Source organism: Sphingobium sp. TomTYG46 (assembly GCF_055396345.1).
Window position 1 is genome coordinate 989,372 of record NZ_AP027324.1, and the last position, 17,560, is coordinate 1,006,931.

17 protein-coding genes and 1 tRNA gene are annotated in these 17,560 nt (G+C 61.2%); 11 read left to right on the forward strand and 7 right to left on the reverse strand.

Annotated elements, in window-relative coordinates; translation table 11 throughout:
- Positions 1 to 153 precede the first annotated feature (153 nt).
- The 6 genes from ACZ5YV_RS05035 (at position 154) to ACZ5YV_RS05060 (ending at position 5,101) form a co-directional block, all read left to right on the forward strand.
- The gene (locus tag ACZ5YV_RS05035; protein ID WP_464788842.1) at positions 154 to 1,782 is read left to right on the forward strand and encodes a M28 family peptidase; all 1,629 of its coding nucleotides are present in this window, start codon (positions 154 to 156) and stop codon (positions 1,780 to 1,782) included.
- Between the two features lie 174 nt (positions 1,783 to 1,956).
- Complete coding sequence (locus tag ACZ5YV_RS05040) at positions 1,957 to 2,514, forward strand: PilZ domain-containing protein (protein ID WP_464788843.1); 558 nt, start codon at positions 1,957 to 1,959, stop codon at positions 2,512 to 2,514.
- A gap of 81 nt (positions 2,515 to 2,595) precedes the next feature.
- Entirely contained in the window at positions 2,596 to 3,579 is a 984-nt protein-coding gene (locus tag ACZ5YV_RS05045; protein WP_464788844.1) for an agmatine deiminase family protein, read from the forward strand.
- Entirely contained in the window at positions 3,579 to 3,932 is a 354-nt protein-coding gene (locus ACZ5YV_RS05050) for a DUF3147 family protein (protein WP_464788845.1), read from the forward strand. The genes ACZ5YV_RS05045 and ACZ5YV_RS05050 overlap by 1 nt, the downstream gene beginning before the upstream one ends.
- A 13-nt stretch (positions 3,933 to 3,945) precedes the next feature.
- Complete coding sequence (gene aguB / locus ACZ5YV_RS05055; protein WP_464788846.1) at positions 3,946 to 4,794, forward strand: N-carbamoylputrescine amidase; 849 nt, start codon at positions 3,946 to 3,948, stop codon at positions 4,792 to 4,794.
- A 16-nt stretch (positions 4,795 to 4,810) separates the two neighbouring features.
- Complete coding sequence (locus ACZ5YV_RS05060) at positions 4,811 to 5,101, forward strand: putative quinol monooxygenase (RefSeq protein WP_464788847.1); 291 nt, start codon at positions 4,811 to 4,813, stop codon at positions 5,099 to 5,101.
- Positions 5,102 to 5,111: 10 nt separating this feature from the next.
- On the opposite strand, the gene ACZ5YV_RS05065 is transcribed toward ACZ5YV_RS05060, so the two are convergent.
- Positions 5,112 to 5,762, reverse strand: coding sequence for a uracil-DNA glycosylase (locus ACZ5YV_RS05065; RefSeq protein WP_464788848.1), 651 nt, complete (start codon positions 5,760 to 5,762; stop codon positions 5,112 to 5,114).
- Positions 5,763 to 5,785: 23 nt separating this feature from the next.
- Between ACZ5YV_RS05065 and folK the strand changes: the two genes are divergently transcribed.
- Both folK and ACZ5YV_RS05075 read left to right on the forward strand, forming a co-directional pair.
- The gene (gene folK, locus ACZ5YV_RS05070) at positions 5,786 to 6,298 is read left to right on the forward strand and encodes a 2-amino-4-hydroxy-6-hydroxymethyldihydropteridine diphosphokinase (protein ID WP_464788849.1); all 513 of its coding nucleotides are present in this window, start codon (positions 5,786 to 5,788) and stop codon (positions 6,296 to 6,298) included.
- A 44-nt stretch (positions 6,299 to 6,342) separates the two neighbouring features.
- Positions 6,343 to 6,418: transfer RNA gene (locus ACZ5YV_RS05075), tRNA-Lys, on the forward strand.
- Between the two features lie 44 nt (positions 6,419 to 6,462).
- Here the strand turns inward: ACZ5YV_RS05075 and npdG are convergent.
- From npdG to ACZ5YV_RS05090, 3 genes are all read right to left on the reverse strand, one after another.
- Entirely contained in the window at positions 6,463 to 7,128 is a 666-nt protein-coding gene (gene npdG, locus ACZ5YV_RS05080) for an NADPH-dependent F420 reductase (protein ID WP_464788850.1), read from the reverse strand.
- Between the two features lie 141 nt (positions 7,129 to 7,269).
- On the reverse strand, positions 7,270 to 8,004 hold the full coding sequence (locus ACZ5YV_RS05085; RefSeq protein ID WP_464788851.1) for a TetR/AcrR family transcriptional regulator: 735 nt from the start codon (positions 8,002 to 8,004) through the stop codon (positions 7,270 to 7,272).
- Between the two features lie 110 nt (positions 8,005 to 8,114).
- Positions 8,115 to 9,314, reverse strand: a complete 1,200-nt coding sequence (locus ACZ5YV_RS05090) for a serine hydrolase domain-containing protein (RefSeq protein ID WP_464788852.1) — start codon at positions 9,312 to 9,314, stop codon at positions 8,115 to 8,117.
- Between the two features lie 145 nt (positions 9,315 to 9,459).
- Between ACZ5YV_RS05090 and ACZ5YV_RS05095 the strand changes: the two genes are divergently transcribed.
- From ACZ5YV_RS05095 to ACZ5YV_RS05105, 3 genes are read left to right on the forward strand one after another with little or no spacing between them, the layout of a single operon-like run.
- Entirely contained in the window at positions 9,460 to 9,972 is a 513-nt protein-coding gene (locus ACZ5YV_RS05095; protein WP_464788853.1) for an RNA polymerase sigma factor, read from the forward strand.
- Between the two features lie 55 nt (positions 9,973 to 10,027).
- Entirely contained in the window at positions 10,028 to 10,954 is a 927-nt protein-coding gene (locus ACZ5YV_RS05100; protein ID WP_464789152.1) for a FecR family protein, read from the forward strand.
- Positions 10,938 to 13,367 (forward strand): TonB-dependent receptor, encoded by a 2,430-nt coding sequence (locus tag ACZ5YV_RS05105; protein ID WP_464788854.1) that lies wholly within the window; start codon positions 10,938 to 10,940, stop codon positions 13,365 to 13,367. The genes ACZ5YV_RS05100 and ACZ5YV_RS05105 overlap by 17 nt, the downstream gene beginning before the upstream one ends.
- A gap of 160 nt (positions 13,368 to 13,527) precedes the next feature.
- Here ACZ5YV_RS05105 and ACZ5YV_RS05110 read toward each other — a convergent pair whose 3' ends face one another.
- From ACZ5YV_RS05110 to gatA, 3 genes are all read right to left on the reverse strand, one after another.
- The gene (locus ACZ5YV_RS05110) at positions 13,528 to 14,400 is read right to left on the reverse strand and encodes a hypothetical protein (protein WP_464788855.1); all 873 of its coding nucleotides are present in this window, start codon (positions 14,398 to 14,400) and stop codon (positions 13,528 to 13,530) included.
- A 72-nt stretch (positions 14,401 to 14,472) separates the two neighbouring features.
- The gene (gene gatB, locus ACZ5YV_RS05115) at positions 14,473 to 15,975 is read right to left on the reverse strand and encodes an Asp-tRNA(Asn)/Glu-tRNA(Gln) amidotransferase subunit GatB (RefSeq protein WP_464788856.1); all 1,503 of its coding nucleotides are present in this window, start codon (positions 15,973 to 15,975) and stop codon (positions 14,473 to 14,475) included.
- Between the two features lie 95 nt (positions 15,976 to 16,070).
- Entirely contained in the window at positions 16,071 to 17,555 is a 1,485-nt protein-coding gene (gene gatA / locus ACZ5YV_RS05120) for an Asp-tRNA(Asn)/Glu-tRNA(Gln) amidotransferase subunit GatA (protein ID WP_464788857.1), read from the reverse strand.
- Positions 17,556 to 17,560: the final 5 nt, after the last annotated feature.

Consider the following 17,560-nt stretch of genomic DNA (forward strand, 5'->3'; position numbering starts at 1 on the left):
AGTCAGGTCATGATTTACGGAAAGGCGGTCCTTCGGGGCCGCCTTTTTTGTTTGTTCGACAAGCCTTGTACCGTGTGAGGGCTGCTGGCAGAAATGCTGCGCCCTTCCGTTTTCAAGGCTGTTGCGATGCGTCCGTTTATTTCAATTTCGCTGATGGCCTTGGTTGCTGGCAGTGCCGCGGCGGCTGCGCCGTCGGACATAAGTCCGTCGATCGAAACCATGAAGGAGGTGGTGAAAGAAATTTCATCGGATGCTTATGAGGGGCGGGCGCCGGGGACTGCGGGTGAGGAGAAGACGCTTTCCTATTTGGTGCGGCGGTTTGAGGCGATCGGGCTGAAGCCGGGCAACAAGGGCAGCTGGTTTCAGGATGTCCCGCTGGTAGAGATCGCGGCGAAGAATGTTTCGCCGCTGCGTTTCAATGGCGGCAAGGCGCCCGTGTCGGCCGATTATGGATCGCAGATGGTGATCGCCACATACCGCACGGCTCAAACGCATATCGAGGTCAAGGATAGCCCGGTTGTCTTCGTCGGCTATGGCATCAAGGCGCCTGAAAAGAAGTGGAACGACTATGCCGGGGTGGATGTCCGAGGCAAGACGGTCATCATTCTGGTCAACGATCCGGATTATCAAAGCCCTACCTTAAGTGGCCCGTTCAAGGGGCGCGCTATGACCTATTATGGCCGTTGGACCTACAAGTTCGAAGAGGCCGCGCGTCAGGGCGCGGCGGCCGCGATCATCGTCCATGACACTATGCCCGCCGCCTATGGCTGGAACGTCGTTCAATCGAGCTGGACAGGGGCACAGCATGTCGCGGACAGCGCGGACGGCAATGCGAAGCAATCGGCGGCTATCGGCTGGATGCAGAAGGACAAGGCTGCGGCGCTGATGGCGAGCGCGGGCCTTAACCTGGACATGTTGAGTGCGGCGGCGAAGAAGCGCGGGTTCAAGGCGGTGCCGCTGAAGGGCATCAAGGCGAGTGTCTCCTTTGACAATGCCATCCGCAAGCACATGTCCAAGAATCTCGTGGCCCTGCTGCCGGGCAAGGTCCGGCCTGATGAATATGTGCTCTATGCGGCGCATTGGGACCATCTGGGTCGTTGCGAAGCCGCGCCCGATGGCGACGACATCTGCAACGGCGCCATCGACAATGCGACCGGGACGGCAGCGCTGGTTGCGCTGGCGGAGGCGAATGTGAAAGCGGGGCCGAGCGCGCGTAGTCAGGTGTTCCTGGCGGTGACAGCCGAGGAGTCCGGGCTTCTGGGATCAGCCTATTATGGAAACCACCCTGTCTTTCCGCTGAAGCAGACGGTGGGCGGCGTCAACATGGACGCGCTCAGCATGGCGGGGCTGGCGAAAAACATTGTGGTGATCGGCAAGGGCAAATCGCAGTTGGACGCCTATCTGGATCGTGCCCTGGCCGCGCAGAAGCGTGTAGCCAGCCTGGAGCCCACCCCGGAAAAAGGCTTCTATTATCGATCCGACCATTTCAGTTTCGCCAAACATGGTGTGCCCATGCTCTATTTCGAAGGCGGGCAGAATCTGGCGAAGGGCGGGACTGAAGCGGGAGCCGCAGCAGCGAAGGATTACGAGGAACATCGTTACCACAGCCCAAAGGACGAATATGATCCAAAATGGGACTGGAGCGGCGTGAAGGCTGACCTCAAACTTTATTACGAGGTCGGCAGGGCACTGGCGAACACGACCGAGTGGCCAAACTGGGTGGCAGGCGACGAATTCCGTACTATCCGGGACAAAAGTCGGGCCGGCAATCAACATCATTAAGCGCGTCCGACGCGCTATTTTGCATTCGATCCGACGCAGAACATCAATCTGCGCGCGCCGCCCCATCATCCAGCAAAGTTAGCCAGTTAATTGTTTCCCTTACGGAAACTTGATCCCTATGACCAAAGGGTCCGAAGAATCGGACACGTAACGATAAAAAAATGGGGATGGGTCGTGGAAGTCAATAAGTCAGTCACAATCTTGCATGTCGGCAAGTTGGTGACGGCGCACAAGGAATGCCTGTGCGTCGTCCATTCGCTGTCACCGCGTGAAGCACTTGTGCGCACCAGCCTGCCGATGATGGCGGGCGAAAGCGTCACACTGGGGCTGCGAAACGGTTTTTCCGTTTCGGCCGTCGTCGGCATGAACATGGGCGACCATGTGTCTTTGCTGTTCGAAGAGCATATCGCCATTTCGACCATCATCGCGGAACAGAGGCAAGGTCGCAGCGAGCGGGAAGCAGTTCGGCTGAACATCATCATGCCTATTACCGTATCCGCTATCACCGGTACGCATTCCTGTACGATGCAGGACATTTCGCTGTTCGGGATCAAGGTCCTCGACGAGGCAGGCCAGCTTCGGGAAAACATGAAGGTGCAGGTCATCGTGGAAGGACTGGGCAAACGGGATGCCATGGTCCGTTGGTGTCAGGATACATATGCGGGATTGAGTTTCGAGGTAGCCCTTGGATTCAAGTTGCTCGACCAGTGGGCGGCGCAGATAATGGGCTGACGCCGTTGAATTTGGCGCTGTCACACTGACCGCAATCCTGTAGAGCGCAGGGGACAACGCCATCTCAGCAGGAGAAAGCCGATGACATTCCATATGCCTGCCGAATGGGCGCCGCATGAATGGACCTGGATCGGCTTTCCGACTTGTCCGGAGGAATGGCCAGGCGCATTTAAAGATGCGCGGTTGCAGATAGCTGCCTTTGCCAGGGCGCTTCATGCCGATGGCAGGGGTGAAGAAGTGCGGCTGGTCTGCGCCAATGAGGGCGACGCGGAAGTGGCGCGATCGCTGGCTGGACCGGATGTGACGATCGTCGTCCAGAAGCTGGGCGACGTATGGCTGCGGGACACGGCGCCGATCGCCGTGATGCGCGGAAGCGAGCGGGCTCTGGTCGATTTCGGCTTCAATGGGTGGGGCGGCAAATATCGGATGCCGGGCGATGAGGATATTGGGGCGCGTTTGGCGGCGACCACCGGATTGCCCACATCCTCGCAGCATTGGATATTCGAAGGTGGCGCCGTCGATACGGATGGCACTGGCCTGTTCGTGACGACCGAGCAATGCCTGCTCAATCCCAACCGCAACCCCGACCTGGATCGCGGCAAGATCGAGACGCTGCTGGCAGGATCGCTGGGGCTGTCCGACATGCTGTGGCTGGGCGACGGGTTGCTGAACGACCATACGGACGGCCATGTGGATAATCTGGCGCGCTTTGTCGCTCCGGGAGTGCTGGCATTGCCCGAAGCAAGCACGGATGATGATCCGAACGCCGTCATCTATGCCGATGCGCGCGCCCGCGCCAAGGCGTTCGGGGTCGAGGTGGCGTCCATCCCCTCCCCCGGCCGCGTGCTGGTGGATGGCGAAGTGATCCCCGCCAGTTACATGAATTTCTATATCGGCAACGCTGCCGTCATCGTGCCCGTCTATGGCCAGCCCAATGATCAGGCGGCGCTGGACGCGATAAAGCCGTTCTTTCCCGGTCGGGAGATCATCGGACTCCGCAGCGACGCCATCCTGTCGGGCGGCGGCAGTTTCCATTGTTGCAGCCAGCAGATGCCGTCTGCGTGATGAGCGGAATGGTGGCGATACGCGCGCTACTGTCGGGCGTCATCATCGCCATCGTTTCTGTCGTATCCCGGCGCTATCCGGCGCTCGGCGCGTTGATCGCGTCCCTGCCCCTGATTTCGGTGCTGGGGATGATATGGCTGTGGAATGACAAGCCCGATGCGGAGAATATGGCGCGGCATGCGGAGGCGACCTTTTACTATGTCCTGCCGTCCCTGCCCATGTTCCTGCTGATTCCCGCGCTGCTGAGGCGGGGGATTTCCTTTCCCCCAGCATTGATCGCCGGTTGCGCAATGACGATCCTTCTCTATCTCGCAACCGTCGCCATCACCGCCCGATTGGGCATTCGCCTCTAGGACCATCGAGGATATGACCAAAGTCACCGTTGCCGCCCTTCAGCTCGCCTTTTCAAAGGATCTGGATGACAATGTCGCCATGGTGTCGGACCATGTGGTGAAGGCAGCGGCACGGGGCGCGAAGATCGTCCTGCCGCCCGAATTGTTCGAAGGGCATTATTTCTGCAAGGTCGAGGATGAGGCCCTGTTCGCCAATGCCATGCCGATCGGCGAACATCCCGCCGTGGCCGAGATGCGCAAGGTGGCGAAGGCGGAGCGCGTCTATATTCCCACCAGCTTTTTCGAACGCGATGGCCAGCATCATTATAATTCTCTCGCGATGATCGACGATGAAGGCGAGATCATGGGCGTCTATCGCAAGAGTCACATTCCAGACGGGCCGGGTTATGAGGAAAAATATTATTTCCGCCCCGGCAACAGCGGGTTCAAGGTTTGGGAGACACGCTACGGCACGATCGGCGTCGGCATCTGCTGGGACCAATGGTATCCGGAAGCGGCGCGGGTCATGGCACTGATGGGGGCCGAACTGCTCTTCTATCCGACCGCGATCGGATCTGAACCCTATGATGCAGATCTGGACACGAGCCGCATGTGGCGCCGGGCCATGATCGGCCATGCCGTCAGCAATTGCATGCCGGTTATCGCGGCGAACCGGATTGGCGACGAGGACGGCCAGAAATTCTACGGCCACAGCTTCATCAGCGATGAGTGGGGCGATTTCGCAGCGGAAGCCGACGCAAAGGACAATGGCGCACTGGTCGCCACGATCGATCTGGCCCAGGCGCGCAAGCATCGGGCAGGCATGGGCTTCTTCCGTGACCGGCGGCCGGAGCTTTATTCCCGGATCGCACAAGACATTTGATTGGGAGAATAACGCCATGACGGTAGCACGCCATTATGTGATGCACGCAAAGGAAGGATCGGACGCGGCGCTGGAAAGTGCCCTTCGCGCGCTTGCCGTCGCCGTCCGCCCGCTTCCCGGTTGCGAGGGTGTTGAGATGCTGCGCGACCTGGGGAATGAGCGCCGCTTCGTTTTTATCGAGCGCTGGGCTGATGTCGAAGCGCACAAGGCGGCGGGGCCGATGCTGGACAAGGGGTTGTTCGGGCCAATGATGGACGCGATGGATGGGCCACCGGAAGGTGCTTATCTCGACTATCTGATAAGCTGAGCGGTCTGCGTCAGAGCAGCGTCACTGCCCGTTCGAATACGGCTGCAAACATCTCATTCGTCAGGCGGCCGGTCATTATGTTTCTTTGGGAACAGTGATAGCTGTCGATGACGATCTTGCCGCTGGGCATGCGATGTTCCGCCATATGGGCGAAGCGCGCCTTTGGAAGCTTGCCGCCCAGCACCTTCACGACCGATTGATGCGCGATTTCGCCAAGCGCGATGAATATCCGTGCGTTGGGCAGCGCTTCCACGGCGGACTTCAGGAATATACGGCAATTATGTGCTTCCTGCGGCACGGGCTTATTCTGCGGCGGGAGGCATTTCACGGCGTTGAGGATGATGGCGTCGTGCAGCATCAGCTGGTCGTCGGGCCGTGCCTCATAGGTGCCCTGGGCCAGACCGACATTCAGCAGCGTCGTGAAGAGAAGATCGCCAGCGAAATCGCCAGTGAACGCCCGGCCGGTGCGATTGGCCCCCTGCTTGCCCGGAGCCAGGCCGACGACGACGATGCGGCCGAGCGGATCGCCGAAGGCGGGCACAGGAGTGTTCCACCAGTCTGGATGCTGGGTCCGGCACTCCTCACGCAAAGCGACGAGGCGCGGGCAGAGCGGGCAATCGAGCGGAGCTTCCGCATGAGCTATGGGGCTTTGCAGCGTCATGCGTAGCGGTTAGGCGCAATGCGATGGTCAAGACAAGCACTCTTCATCTTTACGCGCTTGCACTAGGGTCGAACCGGCCGCTGTCGGGGAAGCGGACGCCGAAGATATTGGTGCAGGAAGCTGCGGCGGACTTGCGGCGGGTTGGCCGGGTGCTTACGATGGCGCCGACATTGACGTCATCGCCGATCGGGCCTTCGCTGCGAGAATATGCGAACAGCGCCTTGTTGATCGAGAGCGATCTACCACCAAAGGCAATGTTGAGCGCGATCAAGATGATTGAAGCGGGACTTGGTCGGCGCCGCCATCGCCGCTGGGGCGCGCGCAGCATCGATATCGACATCATTCTCTGGTCCGGCGGGCGCTGGGAGAGCAGGACGCTGGACATTCCGCACCCCGCATTTCGGGCGCGCGATTTCGTGCTGTCACCGCTTTGCGCGATCGCACCGGGCTGGCGCGATCCGGTTTCCCGCCTGTCCATCCGGCAGCTGCGGGCAAGGTTGCGAAAAGCACAAGTTTTGCTGCCTCCTAGAGGTTGACCAGTCGCATAACGGCCTCTAGTGCGTGCGGACCTCGCACGAGAGGGCCCTTAGCTCAGTCGGTAGAGCAACTGACTTTTAATCAGTAGGTCGCTGGTTCGAATCCAGCAGGGCTCACCATATTTCGCTATCGTCGGTTTGACATGGCGAGCCGCGCTTTCTCTTTAAACGCCTGTAATCCGGATACCGGAGCCCGGTATTTTATATTTGCGGTTGAGCGCGATGAGGACGGAGGTCAGGCCTTCCGCCACGACGGAGTTGCAGAGAGGCCCGGCGTTCCAGGCGCGCAGGCCGATTTCCTGCGCCAGTGCCACTACCTGATCTGCGGCATCGGGGTCGTCAGCGCAAACCAGAACGTCGCATTCCACATCTTCGTCCAGCTTAGTGAGATGATGGGCGCTGATATTCTGGAAGGCGGACACGACGCGAACGCCCTCGCCCAGCATCTTCTGCACAGCCTCCACTGCCGATCCGCCATTGGGAAGCTGTACGCGGCTTACCTTGGGCGGCATCAGGGGTACGGTGACGTCGATGAGGATCTTGCCCGACAGGGCCGTTGCGACCTCTTGCACGGTGGACTGTTGGGCGGCGTAGGGGACAGCTAAAACAACGATCTCACCATGCGCGGCGGCCTCAGCATTAGGGGCGCCGGTGACGCGGTTGCCGCCAAGCACCTCGTTCATCTGCGCGGCGGCTTCCATTGCTCGTTCGGCCGTGCGGCTGCCGATGATGACCCTGTGCCCCTTGTGCGCCCAGCGCAGCGCGAGCCCGCCGCCTTCCTTGCCGGTTCCACCGAGCACGGCGATCGTCGCCAGTTGTTCATTTTGCATCAGACATACTCTCCAATATTCGCGGCGCGGTTTTGAGCGCCATTTGATCTTTTTGTCGTCCCATCCTTGGGCAAGGCTCACAGGTCCACGGTCCAGTAGCGTGGGGAAGGTTTTGCTGTCTCCGAGAACGGAAGTAGAAGTCTAAGCTGCGATCGCCTTTGCGCTATGGGGCACAGGGATCGCATCCGCGCCGCGTTCAGCGATGTCCTTGAGAAGCGCCTCTACATCCTTGCGGGCATTGCCCTTCAGCGCGCCTGAGAGGCAGCCCAGATAGCTGCTAACGAGCCGGACGATGACTTCATCGTCGGCGATGCGCCCCTGCGCCCATTCGTTGATCGTCGCGAATTCGAACCGCACCAGATCATCGACAAGCTTATCGACATCAACCCATGGCTGAAGCTGCTTCTTCGCCTCAAGCGCTGCGATCCAGCTTCGATTATGATGGACGGCGGGGGCGTGGATGGCGGTCCAGATGTCGTGATCGACATCGGAGCTGAAATAGAGGGACATGACCGCCTTGACGTAATTCCGCAGTTTCGCGTTACGTTGAAGGACGGAGATCATGCGTTCGATATTATGCTCCATCGTGCCAGGCTCACTGACATAGGAGAGATGGCTCACATATTCGTCGAAATATTCCTGGATCGCCGCCGCGATCATCCGTTCTCGGGTCTGGAACGCATTATAGAGTGTTCGCTTGGCAACGCCCGCGCGGTGCCCGATCTCGTTCATGCTGAAGGCGGCGATGCCCTGTTCAGCGATTACTTTTCGCGTTTCGTCCAGAATGCGCTTGCGCCGTTCGATGATGGCGGGGCTGGAATAGGTTTGCGGACGATCACCTACATCCTTCAGCATCGGCTTACCCTTGGCGGTCAATCTCGTGCCTCATTCTGCGCATTTCATCCCCCGCTGCCTAGCATAGCGGGAATGCATGAAGGCGCAAATTTCGGTTTGCGTGGATGCGAGATGAAGCGGGTCTCATCTGCTCAGGCCTTGCGCGTCGCAATTGCTGCCCGCACGCCATCGCGCAGTTCCCGGCGGATCGGATAGCTGTTCGACGGCAGATGCTGCGTCATCAGCAACCCGATGATCTTTTCCATGGGGTCGATGAAGAAGAAGGTGGAGAATAGGCCTCCCCAAAAATATTCTCCGGTCGCAAGGTCAGTGGCTAGGCCCAGCCCGAAGCCTACCCCCGCATAATCCGCTTCGCTGAACAGGGACAAGGAATGGCGGGCAAGATCACCCCCGCCCGGAAGATGATTTGCGTGCATGGCCGCAACGGTCTGCGGTTTGAGCAAGCGCGTCCCGTCCAGTTCACCGCCGCGCAACAGCATCCGCGCAAAGCGATGATAGTCGTCCACAGTCGATATGAGCCCGCCTCCGCCGGAGCGCAGCTTCAAACTTCGCCGCCAACCGCTACGTGCGCCACGATCGTAGAGCGACAGGTCGCCATCGGGACGCAGCTGCCACGCGTCGGTCATCCGCTCTATCTTGTCGTCGGGCAGCTCGAAAAACGTGTCGGTCATCCCGAGTGGACGGAAGATGCGATGTGTGAAGAAGCTGTCCAGATCAAGGCCGCTCAGCCGTTCGACCACCACGCCCAGAACGTCGGTCGCGACCGAGTAATTCCAGCGCTCACCGGGAGAAAATTCCAGAGGCAGTTGGGACAATGCCGCGATGAACTCGTCAGAGCTGCGCTTTTGCTGAAACTCGTCAAGCCCGAGCCGACGATATTCGGCGTCGATCGCCGTCTGCCGCTGGAGGCCGTAGGTCAGCCCAGACGTATGGCAAAGCAGATCGATCATTCGCATCGGCTGCTTTAAGGGCGTCCGATCCAATCCCACAGAGAGACTGGCAAATTCCGGCAGGACATTCGTCACGGGATCGTCAAGCGCGACCAACCCCTGTTCGACCAGCATCATGAAAGCGACCGATGTGACCGGCTTCGTCATCGACGCGATCCGGAACAGCGAGTCTTTCTCAAGCACTTCCTGGCTGGCGCGTGCGACGCCACTGACATGCGACAGCAAAACGCGCTCATCGCGCGAGACAAGCAGACGCAAATGAGGCAGCTTGCCGGTCGCTACATATTTTTCGTGCAGCGATGTGGCGAGCAGCTCCAATTTCTTCGGGTTCATGCCCGTCGCTGTCGCTGCCGCTACGTCAACCTGCGTGGTCGCCTGCATCCTGCCTCCGCTCACTCACCCGATTTGCGCTAGAGCAGTGGCGCTTTGAGAACAATCCCGGCAGGGGCTATTCGCTTGTCCATTGCCAAAGACCTGTGGAGCCATCTATTTCGGGCGGCCTCACCTGCACTGGACCCACAACGGCATGGCCAGCGGCCTATCTGCGATATTTCTGGCGAACCGCGCAGCGCTGCTGCGCTTCCTGCGCGCGCGTGGCGCGGGGGATGATGCAGAAGACCTGCTTCAGGACATGTGGATGAAGCTGGAAGCGAGGGACGTTGGTCCGGTCGCTGACCCCCTGCCCTATCTGTATCGCGCGGCCAACAATCTGATGCTGGACCGCTATCGTTCCAGCACGCGCCGGGGTAAGCGGGAGCAGGATTGGGCGGAGAGCGCTGGTGGCGTCATGGCCGATCCGGGCGGGGACATGGCCGTGGACGAGCGGCTGATCCTGGCGCAGATCGTGGAGAACGCGCAGGAGGTGCTGCGTGAGCTGGGGCCACGGGTCGAACTGGTGTTTCGTCGATTTCGGATCGAAGGCGTCGGACAGCGGGGGATCGCCGAGGAATTGGGGGTCAGCCTGACCACCGTGGAGAAGGATTTACAGAAGGCCTATCGCGCGTTGACCGTCCTCAAACAGAAGCTGGATACGGAATGACCTGCGCGGCGCCGTCTCGCCCGGTAAGGGGCACTATATGACCGGGGCGAATGCCATGCTTCACGAGGAGGCGCTCGGATGGACCATCCGAACGCGCGATCCCGATTTTGTGGAATGGGAAGCCTTCACCGTCTGGCTGGAGGCTGATCCGGCGCATGCGGCCGCCTATGATGCGGTGATGTCGGCTGATGCCGAACTCGATGCCATCATGTCGGCCCCCGAAGCCACGCGTGCCGCCGCAAATGATCCGGGGACACCCAGATCGCGCCCCGGACGCTGGATTGCGGGAGGCGCGATAGCCGCCGCAATCGTGGCGGCCGTCTCCATCGGCAACTGGACGAGGAGCGACATCTATACCGTGACCACCCGTCCGGGTGAGGTCCGCAACATCGTCCTGGACGACGGCACGCGCATAGATTTGAACGGTGGATCGACGTTGCGCCTCGATCACAAGAATGATCGCTTCGCCGCACTCGATGGGGGCGAGGCGGCCTTTACCGTCCACCATGACAGCGGTGATCCGTTCCGGGTAACCGTGGGCAAAGCCGTGTTCGAGGATGCGGGCACCATCTTCAACATCGTCCATAGCGGCAATGCGACACGGATCGGCGTTGCGGAGGGCAAGGTCATCTTCGATCCCCAAGGACAGGCCATTGCCCTGCCCGCAGGCCGAGGGTTGTCCAGGGACCCAACCGGCATCCACCTTATGACCATCGCGCCCGATGGCGTGGCAAGCTGGCGCGAGGGGCGGCTAAGTTACGACAATATGCCGGTGGCGCAGATCAGCGCGGACATCGCTCGATCGCTGGGAGTGAAGCTGGATACGACGCCTGGGGCAAGCGGCACGCGGTTTACGGGCACTATCCGGCTGGACCGGAACCTGCCGCGCTTTTTCGCAGCCGCCGCCCCGCTAATGGGTCTTTCGGCCGTGCGGCAAGGTGACGGATGGCTGCTGAAGGAAAAGGATGGCTCGATCCGCTGACGTCCTTATCGTCACTGCCTTAGCCGTTGCAGCCACATCCCCGGCGAACGCTGCGGACAGGCAGATGATCAGCATCGCCCCAACCCGGCTGGGCGAGGCTGTCGTTGCGCTTGGCCGTCAGACGGGCGCCTCCATCGGCATGTCGGACCAGTCGCTCGCAGGGCTTGCCACGCCTGCGATCAAGGGCCATTTGTCGGTTGAGACCGCGCTGCGCCGACTACTGCGCGGGACCAATGCTCGTGCCGAGCGGATAAACGCCAGCACATGGCGCATCGTCCGCGCGCCTGTGATGCCCGCGCCTGCCGTTGTCGCTCGCGCCAGATCAGCAATTCCCGAGCCTCCACCGCCCGCCGAGATCGTCGTCACCGCCTCCAAGCGCGACGTCCCGTTGCCGCGCTATCCCGGCATCGTGGAAGCCCTGGACTATGCCCCGCTCACCAGCGCAGAAGCTGCGGCTGGCACCGCAACTCTGCTTAGCCGTGTCGCCAGCCTGAGTTCCACCCATGCAGGTCCCGGCCGTAACAAGCTGTTCCTGCGCGCCATCGCCGATTCTGCGATCGCTGGTCCGACGCAGGCGACCACCGGGCAATATCTGGGCGACATGCGCCTCAACTATGCGGCACCCGATCCCGACCTGCGCCTCTATGATATGCAGGGCGTCGAAGTGCTGGAAGGGCCGCAGGGCACGCTGTATGGCGCTGGGTCGCTGGGTGGGATCATCCGTCTGGTGCCCAATCCGCCCAATCTGGCGCAGATCGGCGGGCAGATGTCCACCGGACTAAGCTTCACCCATCATGGCGATCCCGGTGGAGATGTTTCCGCGACGTTGAACGTCCCGATCGTCCCTGAACGGCTGGCGCTGCGCCTTGTCGGCTACGGCGTTCGGGAGGGCGGCTATATCGATGACCTCCAGCGCCAACGCAATGACGTCAACCGAACGGGTATATATGGTGGCCGCACCGCCCTGCGTTATGCGCCCAATGAGGATTGGGTGATCGACCTCACGGGACTGTACCAGCGGATCAACGGGGATGATGCGCAATATGCGGATCGGACGGCGGGTCCCCTCGACCGGAGGTCCAGTTTGGCGCAACCCTCGTCCTCCGACTATGCGCTCGGCAATGTGCGTATCGAGAGGCAATGGGATGACCTGCGCTTCGTGTCATCGACCGGCTATGTCCGTAACAGTCTGACCGAAAGCTATGACGCGACGCAGCCCTACACGCCGCCTGCGCTCTTCACCCAGCATAATCGGGTTTCCATCTTTTCGACAGAGAACCGCCTGACGCGGGACAGGGAAAATGGTCTCGGCTGGATTGTCGGCCTCTCCTATCTGGAAAGCATATCGCGGCTGAGCCGGTCGTTGGCTTCCTTCGGCCCCGGCTTCGTGGAGGATGAAATCATTCCCGGCGTCCCGCTATACGGCAGCGGCACTCCGGCAGTCGCGACGGGCGTGCGCAATCGCATCCGGGAAGCGACGATATTTGGCGAAACGTCCTTTGAACCCGTGGCCGGACTGGTCGCCACTCTGGGCGGTCGGTTGACGAACAGCAGCCTGTCAGGCGAGGCGGTCGATCCGGTCGCCCTGCTGGCGAGGGCCGAGATCGCGCGAGCAGAAGCGGAGGCCAAGCGCCATGAGACGATCGTCCTTCCGTCCATTTCCCTGCTGAGCGACGCAATTTCGGGCCTGACGCTCTATGCCCGCTATCAGCAAGGGTTTCGGCCGGGCGGTCTGGCGGTGGATGACCAGCATGTGAGGCGGTTCAGCAATGATCGGGCATCGACGCTGGAGTTCGGCTTTCGTAAGGGCGTTTCCGGCGGCGATCTGGTCGCGATCAGCGGGAATTTCGCCTATACGGACTGGCGCGATATTCAGGCGGATGTGATCGACAGGATCGGTCTGCCAGCTACGGCCAATATCGGTGACGGGCGTATCTTCACCGTCGAGGGCCGCATCGTTGTGCGGCCGCTCCCGACGCTGAGCATTGATGGCAGTTTCATTTATAATGACAGTCGGCTCAAAAGGGCCGCGCCTTATGTGCAAGCGCTGGTGGCCGCAGACAAGTCAATGACTTTGCCCAATGTCGCCAGCCTCGGCGCCCGGATCGCGATCGATTATCGCGCCCGGTTGAGCGGCGACATGACCCTGCACCTGAACGGATCCGCCAGATATGTCGGCAAATCGCGGCTGGGCGTTGGCCCTGTCCTTGGGCGCGACCAGGGCGATTATGTCGATACGGCGATGAGCGCGAGCGTTTCGCGGGGGCCGCTGCAACTCTCACTGTCGCTCAACAATCTGTTGGACAGCCGAGGCAATCGCTTTTCGCTGGGCACGCCATTCAATCTGCGCGGCGATTATGTGACGCCGATGCGTCCACGCACGCTGAGGATTGAAATGGACTTCGCTTTTTGACGCCAGCGGTTACGGCAAAGATCCTATGGTGACGTTATGCCAATGAACGCTGGCGGGCGCGCCCCTCCTTGCCCGCCAGACCTGCCATGAGGCCGTCCTGCCCCCCGGGACAGCCTTGTGGACGGGACGCCGCTTGCTCCTCAGGCGGCGTCCCATTTGTTCACGGGTGGACGGCGAAATCGAAAATCCGTGCCGAGCCGGTGCCGTTGCCCCACATGCCGGGGCCAGCGCCCGCGCTGACCGAATAGAGGAAGCCATATTCGCCCGTCGGCAGGTCCGATGACGGCGTCACCTTGAACACTCCGGGCGTTACCTGTTCATAGTCGAAGGGGATGCGGTCCTTGTCCATCACCCCTGCCTTCGCGCCTGCCAGATTCATGCTGCCCACGCGTGTTTCGCGACGATCTTTCTTCACCTCGAACCGGATGAGGCTGAATTCATTGGGAGAGGTGATGGCGCTTGCCGGACCCGACAGCCACAATGAACCGCCGCCGGATTGGGAAAGGCCGCGCGTTGCCTCATCGAAGTAGAAATAGAATGTCGGGCGCGATCGGCCGGTGCGCACCCGCGCGGTGATGTTCGGGATGACCGCCTTGATGCTGAGCGAAGCGATGCCGCCGGTAAAGGCATAGCCCAATATGCCTCCAGTCTTGCTCTGGTTCGACGTCGTGGGATCGATCCGCGCCATGCGCGCGTCGGTGGCCAAGTAGACGCCGGATGGATGCGGGACCAGTGGGTCAGGCGAGTCAGCGGAGAAAACGGCCTTGGACGAAACCGCGCCTTCAGCGCCGGATTGGATCATGGCGGCAATGACCGGGCCGGGCACGCCGCGCTTTTTCAGGGCGATCAGATCGTCGGTCGACAGAGCGTAATGACCGGCGGACGCCCTGATCTTGGCGATCACGGCGTCATCGCCCAACCCCGCCTGAACAAGTGAAACGACCATGTCGTTGGTCAGCGTTTCGGCCTGCACACTCAGCGGCGCGCAGGCCGCCAACAGCGCAAGTCCCGCGATCAGCCCGCGTAGCTTCATGTCGTACCCCCTGTGGACGGAAGCGCCCCCGCTTCCGCTTTCCATTCAGGGGTTTAGACAGCGGACTTCGATTTACGCAAGCGCCTTGCGGACGAGGTCATTGACGACCTGGGGATTGGCCTTGCCCTGCATGGCCTTCATCGTCTGGCCGACGAAGAAGCCGAACAAGGCTTCCTTGCCCGCCCTATATTGTTCAACCTTGTCGCCATTGTCGGCAAGGACCTTGGCCACCGCAGCTTCGATCGCGCCCGTGTCGCTGGTCTGCTTCAGCCCCTTTTCCTCAACGATCTTCGGCGCGCGATCGCCGGTTTCGAGCATGATCTCGAACACCTGCTTGGCGATGGTGCCGCTGATCGTGCCATCGGCGACCAGTGCGAGCAGTTCCGCACCCTCTTCGGGGCCGACCGGACTGTCCTCAAGGCTCTTCCCGAGGCGGTTGAGAGCGCCGTACAGTTCGGACAGCAGCCAGTTGGCCGAAGCCTTGGCGACCTCGCCCTCGCTCTTCTTCTGGATGCGCGCAGCTTCGGCCAGCAGCGCTTCGAACCAGCGCGCCGTGTCGGCGTCGGCGGTCAGCGTGGCGGCATTGTAAGCCGAAAGGCCCAGTTGCTCCTCATACCGACGGCGCTTGGCGTCCGGCAGTTCGGGCAAGGACTGGCGGCATTCCTCCAGGAAGGAATCTTCCAGTTCCAGCGGCAGAAGGTCCGGATCGGGGAAGTAGCGATAGTCGTGCGCATCTTCCTTGGACCGCATGGACCGCGTTTCATTCTTGTCCGGATCGTAGAGGCGCGTTTCCTGAACGACCTTGCCGCCTGCTTCCAGCACATCGACCTGACGGCTGGCCTCATATTCCACCACTGCCATGACGAAGCGGACGGAGTTGACGTTCTTCGTTTCGGTTCGCGTGCCGAACTCATGGCCCGGCTTACGCACCGACACGTTCACGTCGGCACGCATCGAACCCTGATCCATATTGCCGTCGCATGAGCCGACATAGCGCAGGATCGTGCGGAGCTTAGACAAATAGGCGCCAGCTTCGGCGGGTGATCGCATGTCGGGCTTCGACACGATCTCCATCAGCGCGACGCCCGAGCGGTTGAGGTCGACATAGGAACGCGTCGGGTGCTGGTCGTGCATCAGCTTACCCGCATCCTGCTCGACATGGATGCGTTCGATCCCGATCCGCTTGGTCGCGGCGTCGGGGTTCTTCTCATCGAGATTGATCTCAATTTCGCCTTCGCCGACCAGCGGGTGGTAGAGCTGGCTGATCTGATAGCCCTGCGGCAAGTCGGCGTAGAAATAATTCTTGCGATCGAAGCGCGACCATTTGTTGATCTTTGCATTGATCGCCATGCCGGTGCGCACCGCCTGACGGATGCACTCGCGGTTGGGCACGGGCAGCATGCCGGGCATGGCTGCGTCAACCAGCGACACCTGCGTGTTCGGTTCGGCACCAAATGCCGTCGCCGCGCCGGAAAAGAGCTTCGCCTGGCTAGTCACCTGCGCATGGACTTCGAGGCCGATCACGACCTCCCACTCGCCGGTTGCGCCCTGAATGCGGTATGCTGTCTCGGTCATCTTCTACACCGTCATCCCAGCGGAAGCTGGGATCTTTCTCGTATGTTGTTCAACGTCGCCTGAGATGCCAGCCTGCGCTGGCATGACGGGACTGTTTACCACCACTTCTCCGGCTGCGCAGTGAACCCAGCCCGCTCTTCGATCGCCAAGCCTGCGTTCAGCACGGTTTGCTCGTCCAGCGCCTTGCCGATGATCTGGAGCCCCAGTGGCAAACCCTGCGAGTCCAGACCACCCGGCACAGCCATCGCGGGCAAGCCAGCGAGCGAGGCAGGCACGGTGAAGACGTCGTTCAGATACATGGCCAGCGGATCGGCCTGCTTCTCCCCCAGCGCGAAGGAGGCGCTCGGCGCGGTCGGCGTCAGCAGCAGGTCGCACTTCTCGAAAGCCTGTTCGAAGTCGCGCGCGATCAGCGCCCGCACCTTCTGCGCTTGCGTATAATATGCGTCGTAGAAGCCCGCCGAGAGCACATAGGTGCCGATCATGATGCGGCGCTTGACCTCCGGCCCGAACCCCAAGGCGCGGGTGGCGGCATACATGTCCTGGAGGCCCGCTCCATCGGGAAGGTCGCGTTGGCCGTAGCGCACGCCGTCATAGCGGGCGAGGTTCGAGGAAGCCTCGGCAGGCGCGATGATATAATAGGTTGGCAGCGCATATTTGGTGTGGGGAAGCGATACCTCCACGACCTCTGCGCCCGCGTCCTTCAGCCATTCGATGCCGCGATCCCACATGGCGGAGATTTCCGCGTTCAGGCCATCGGGTCGATATTCCTTAGGGATACCGACCTTCTTGCCCTTGAGGCTGCTCGTCAGGTTGGCTTCCCACTGCGGCACTTCCAGATCAAGCGAGGTCGAATCCTTGGGATCGAAGCCCGCCATCGTTTCCAGCAGGATCGCATTGTCGCGCACCGTCCGCGCCATCGGCCCGGCCTGGTCGAGCGAGCTTGCGAAGGCCACGATGCCCCAGCGCGAACAACGGCCATAGGTCGGCTTGATACCGCTGATGCCGGTAAAGGCGGCAGGCTGACGGATGGAACCGCCGGTATCGGTGCCGGTCGCTGCCGGGCAGAGCCGCGCGGAGATCGCCGCCGAGGAACCGCCTGAGGAACCACCCGGCGCCAGCGCAGCATTATCGCCACCGCCCCGCCGCCAAGGCGAAATCACGTTGCCGAAATAGCTGGTCTCGTTGGATGAACCCATGGCAAACTGGTCGAGGTTGAGCTTGCCCAGCATCCCCGCCCCCGCGTCCCACAGTTTTTTGGAGACAGTTGATTCATAGGTCGGCGTGAAGCCTTCCAGCATGTGGCTGGCGGCGGTCGTCTGCACGCCTTCGGTGCAGAACAGGTCCTTCATGCCGATCGGCACGCCCGACAGCGGCTTGAGCGCTTCGCCCGCAGCCTTTGCCTTGTCGGCGGCATCGGCGGATGCCAGCGCCTTTTCCGGCGTTTCCACGATGAAGGCGTTCAGTGCCTTGGCCGCAGCGACATTAGCGTTGAACGCTTCGGCCACTTCGCGCGCGGAAAAGTCGCCCGCGCGGAAACCGTCGCGGATTTCGGCTACTGTAAGATCGGTAAGATCAGTCAAACTCT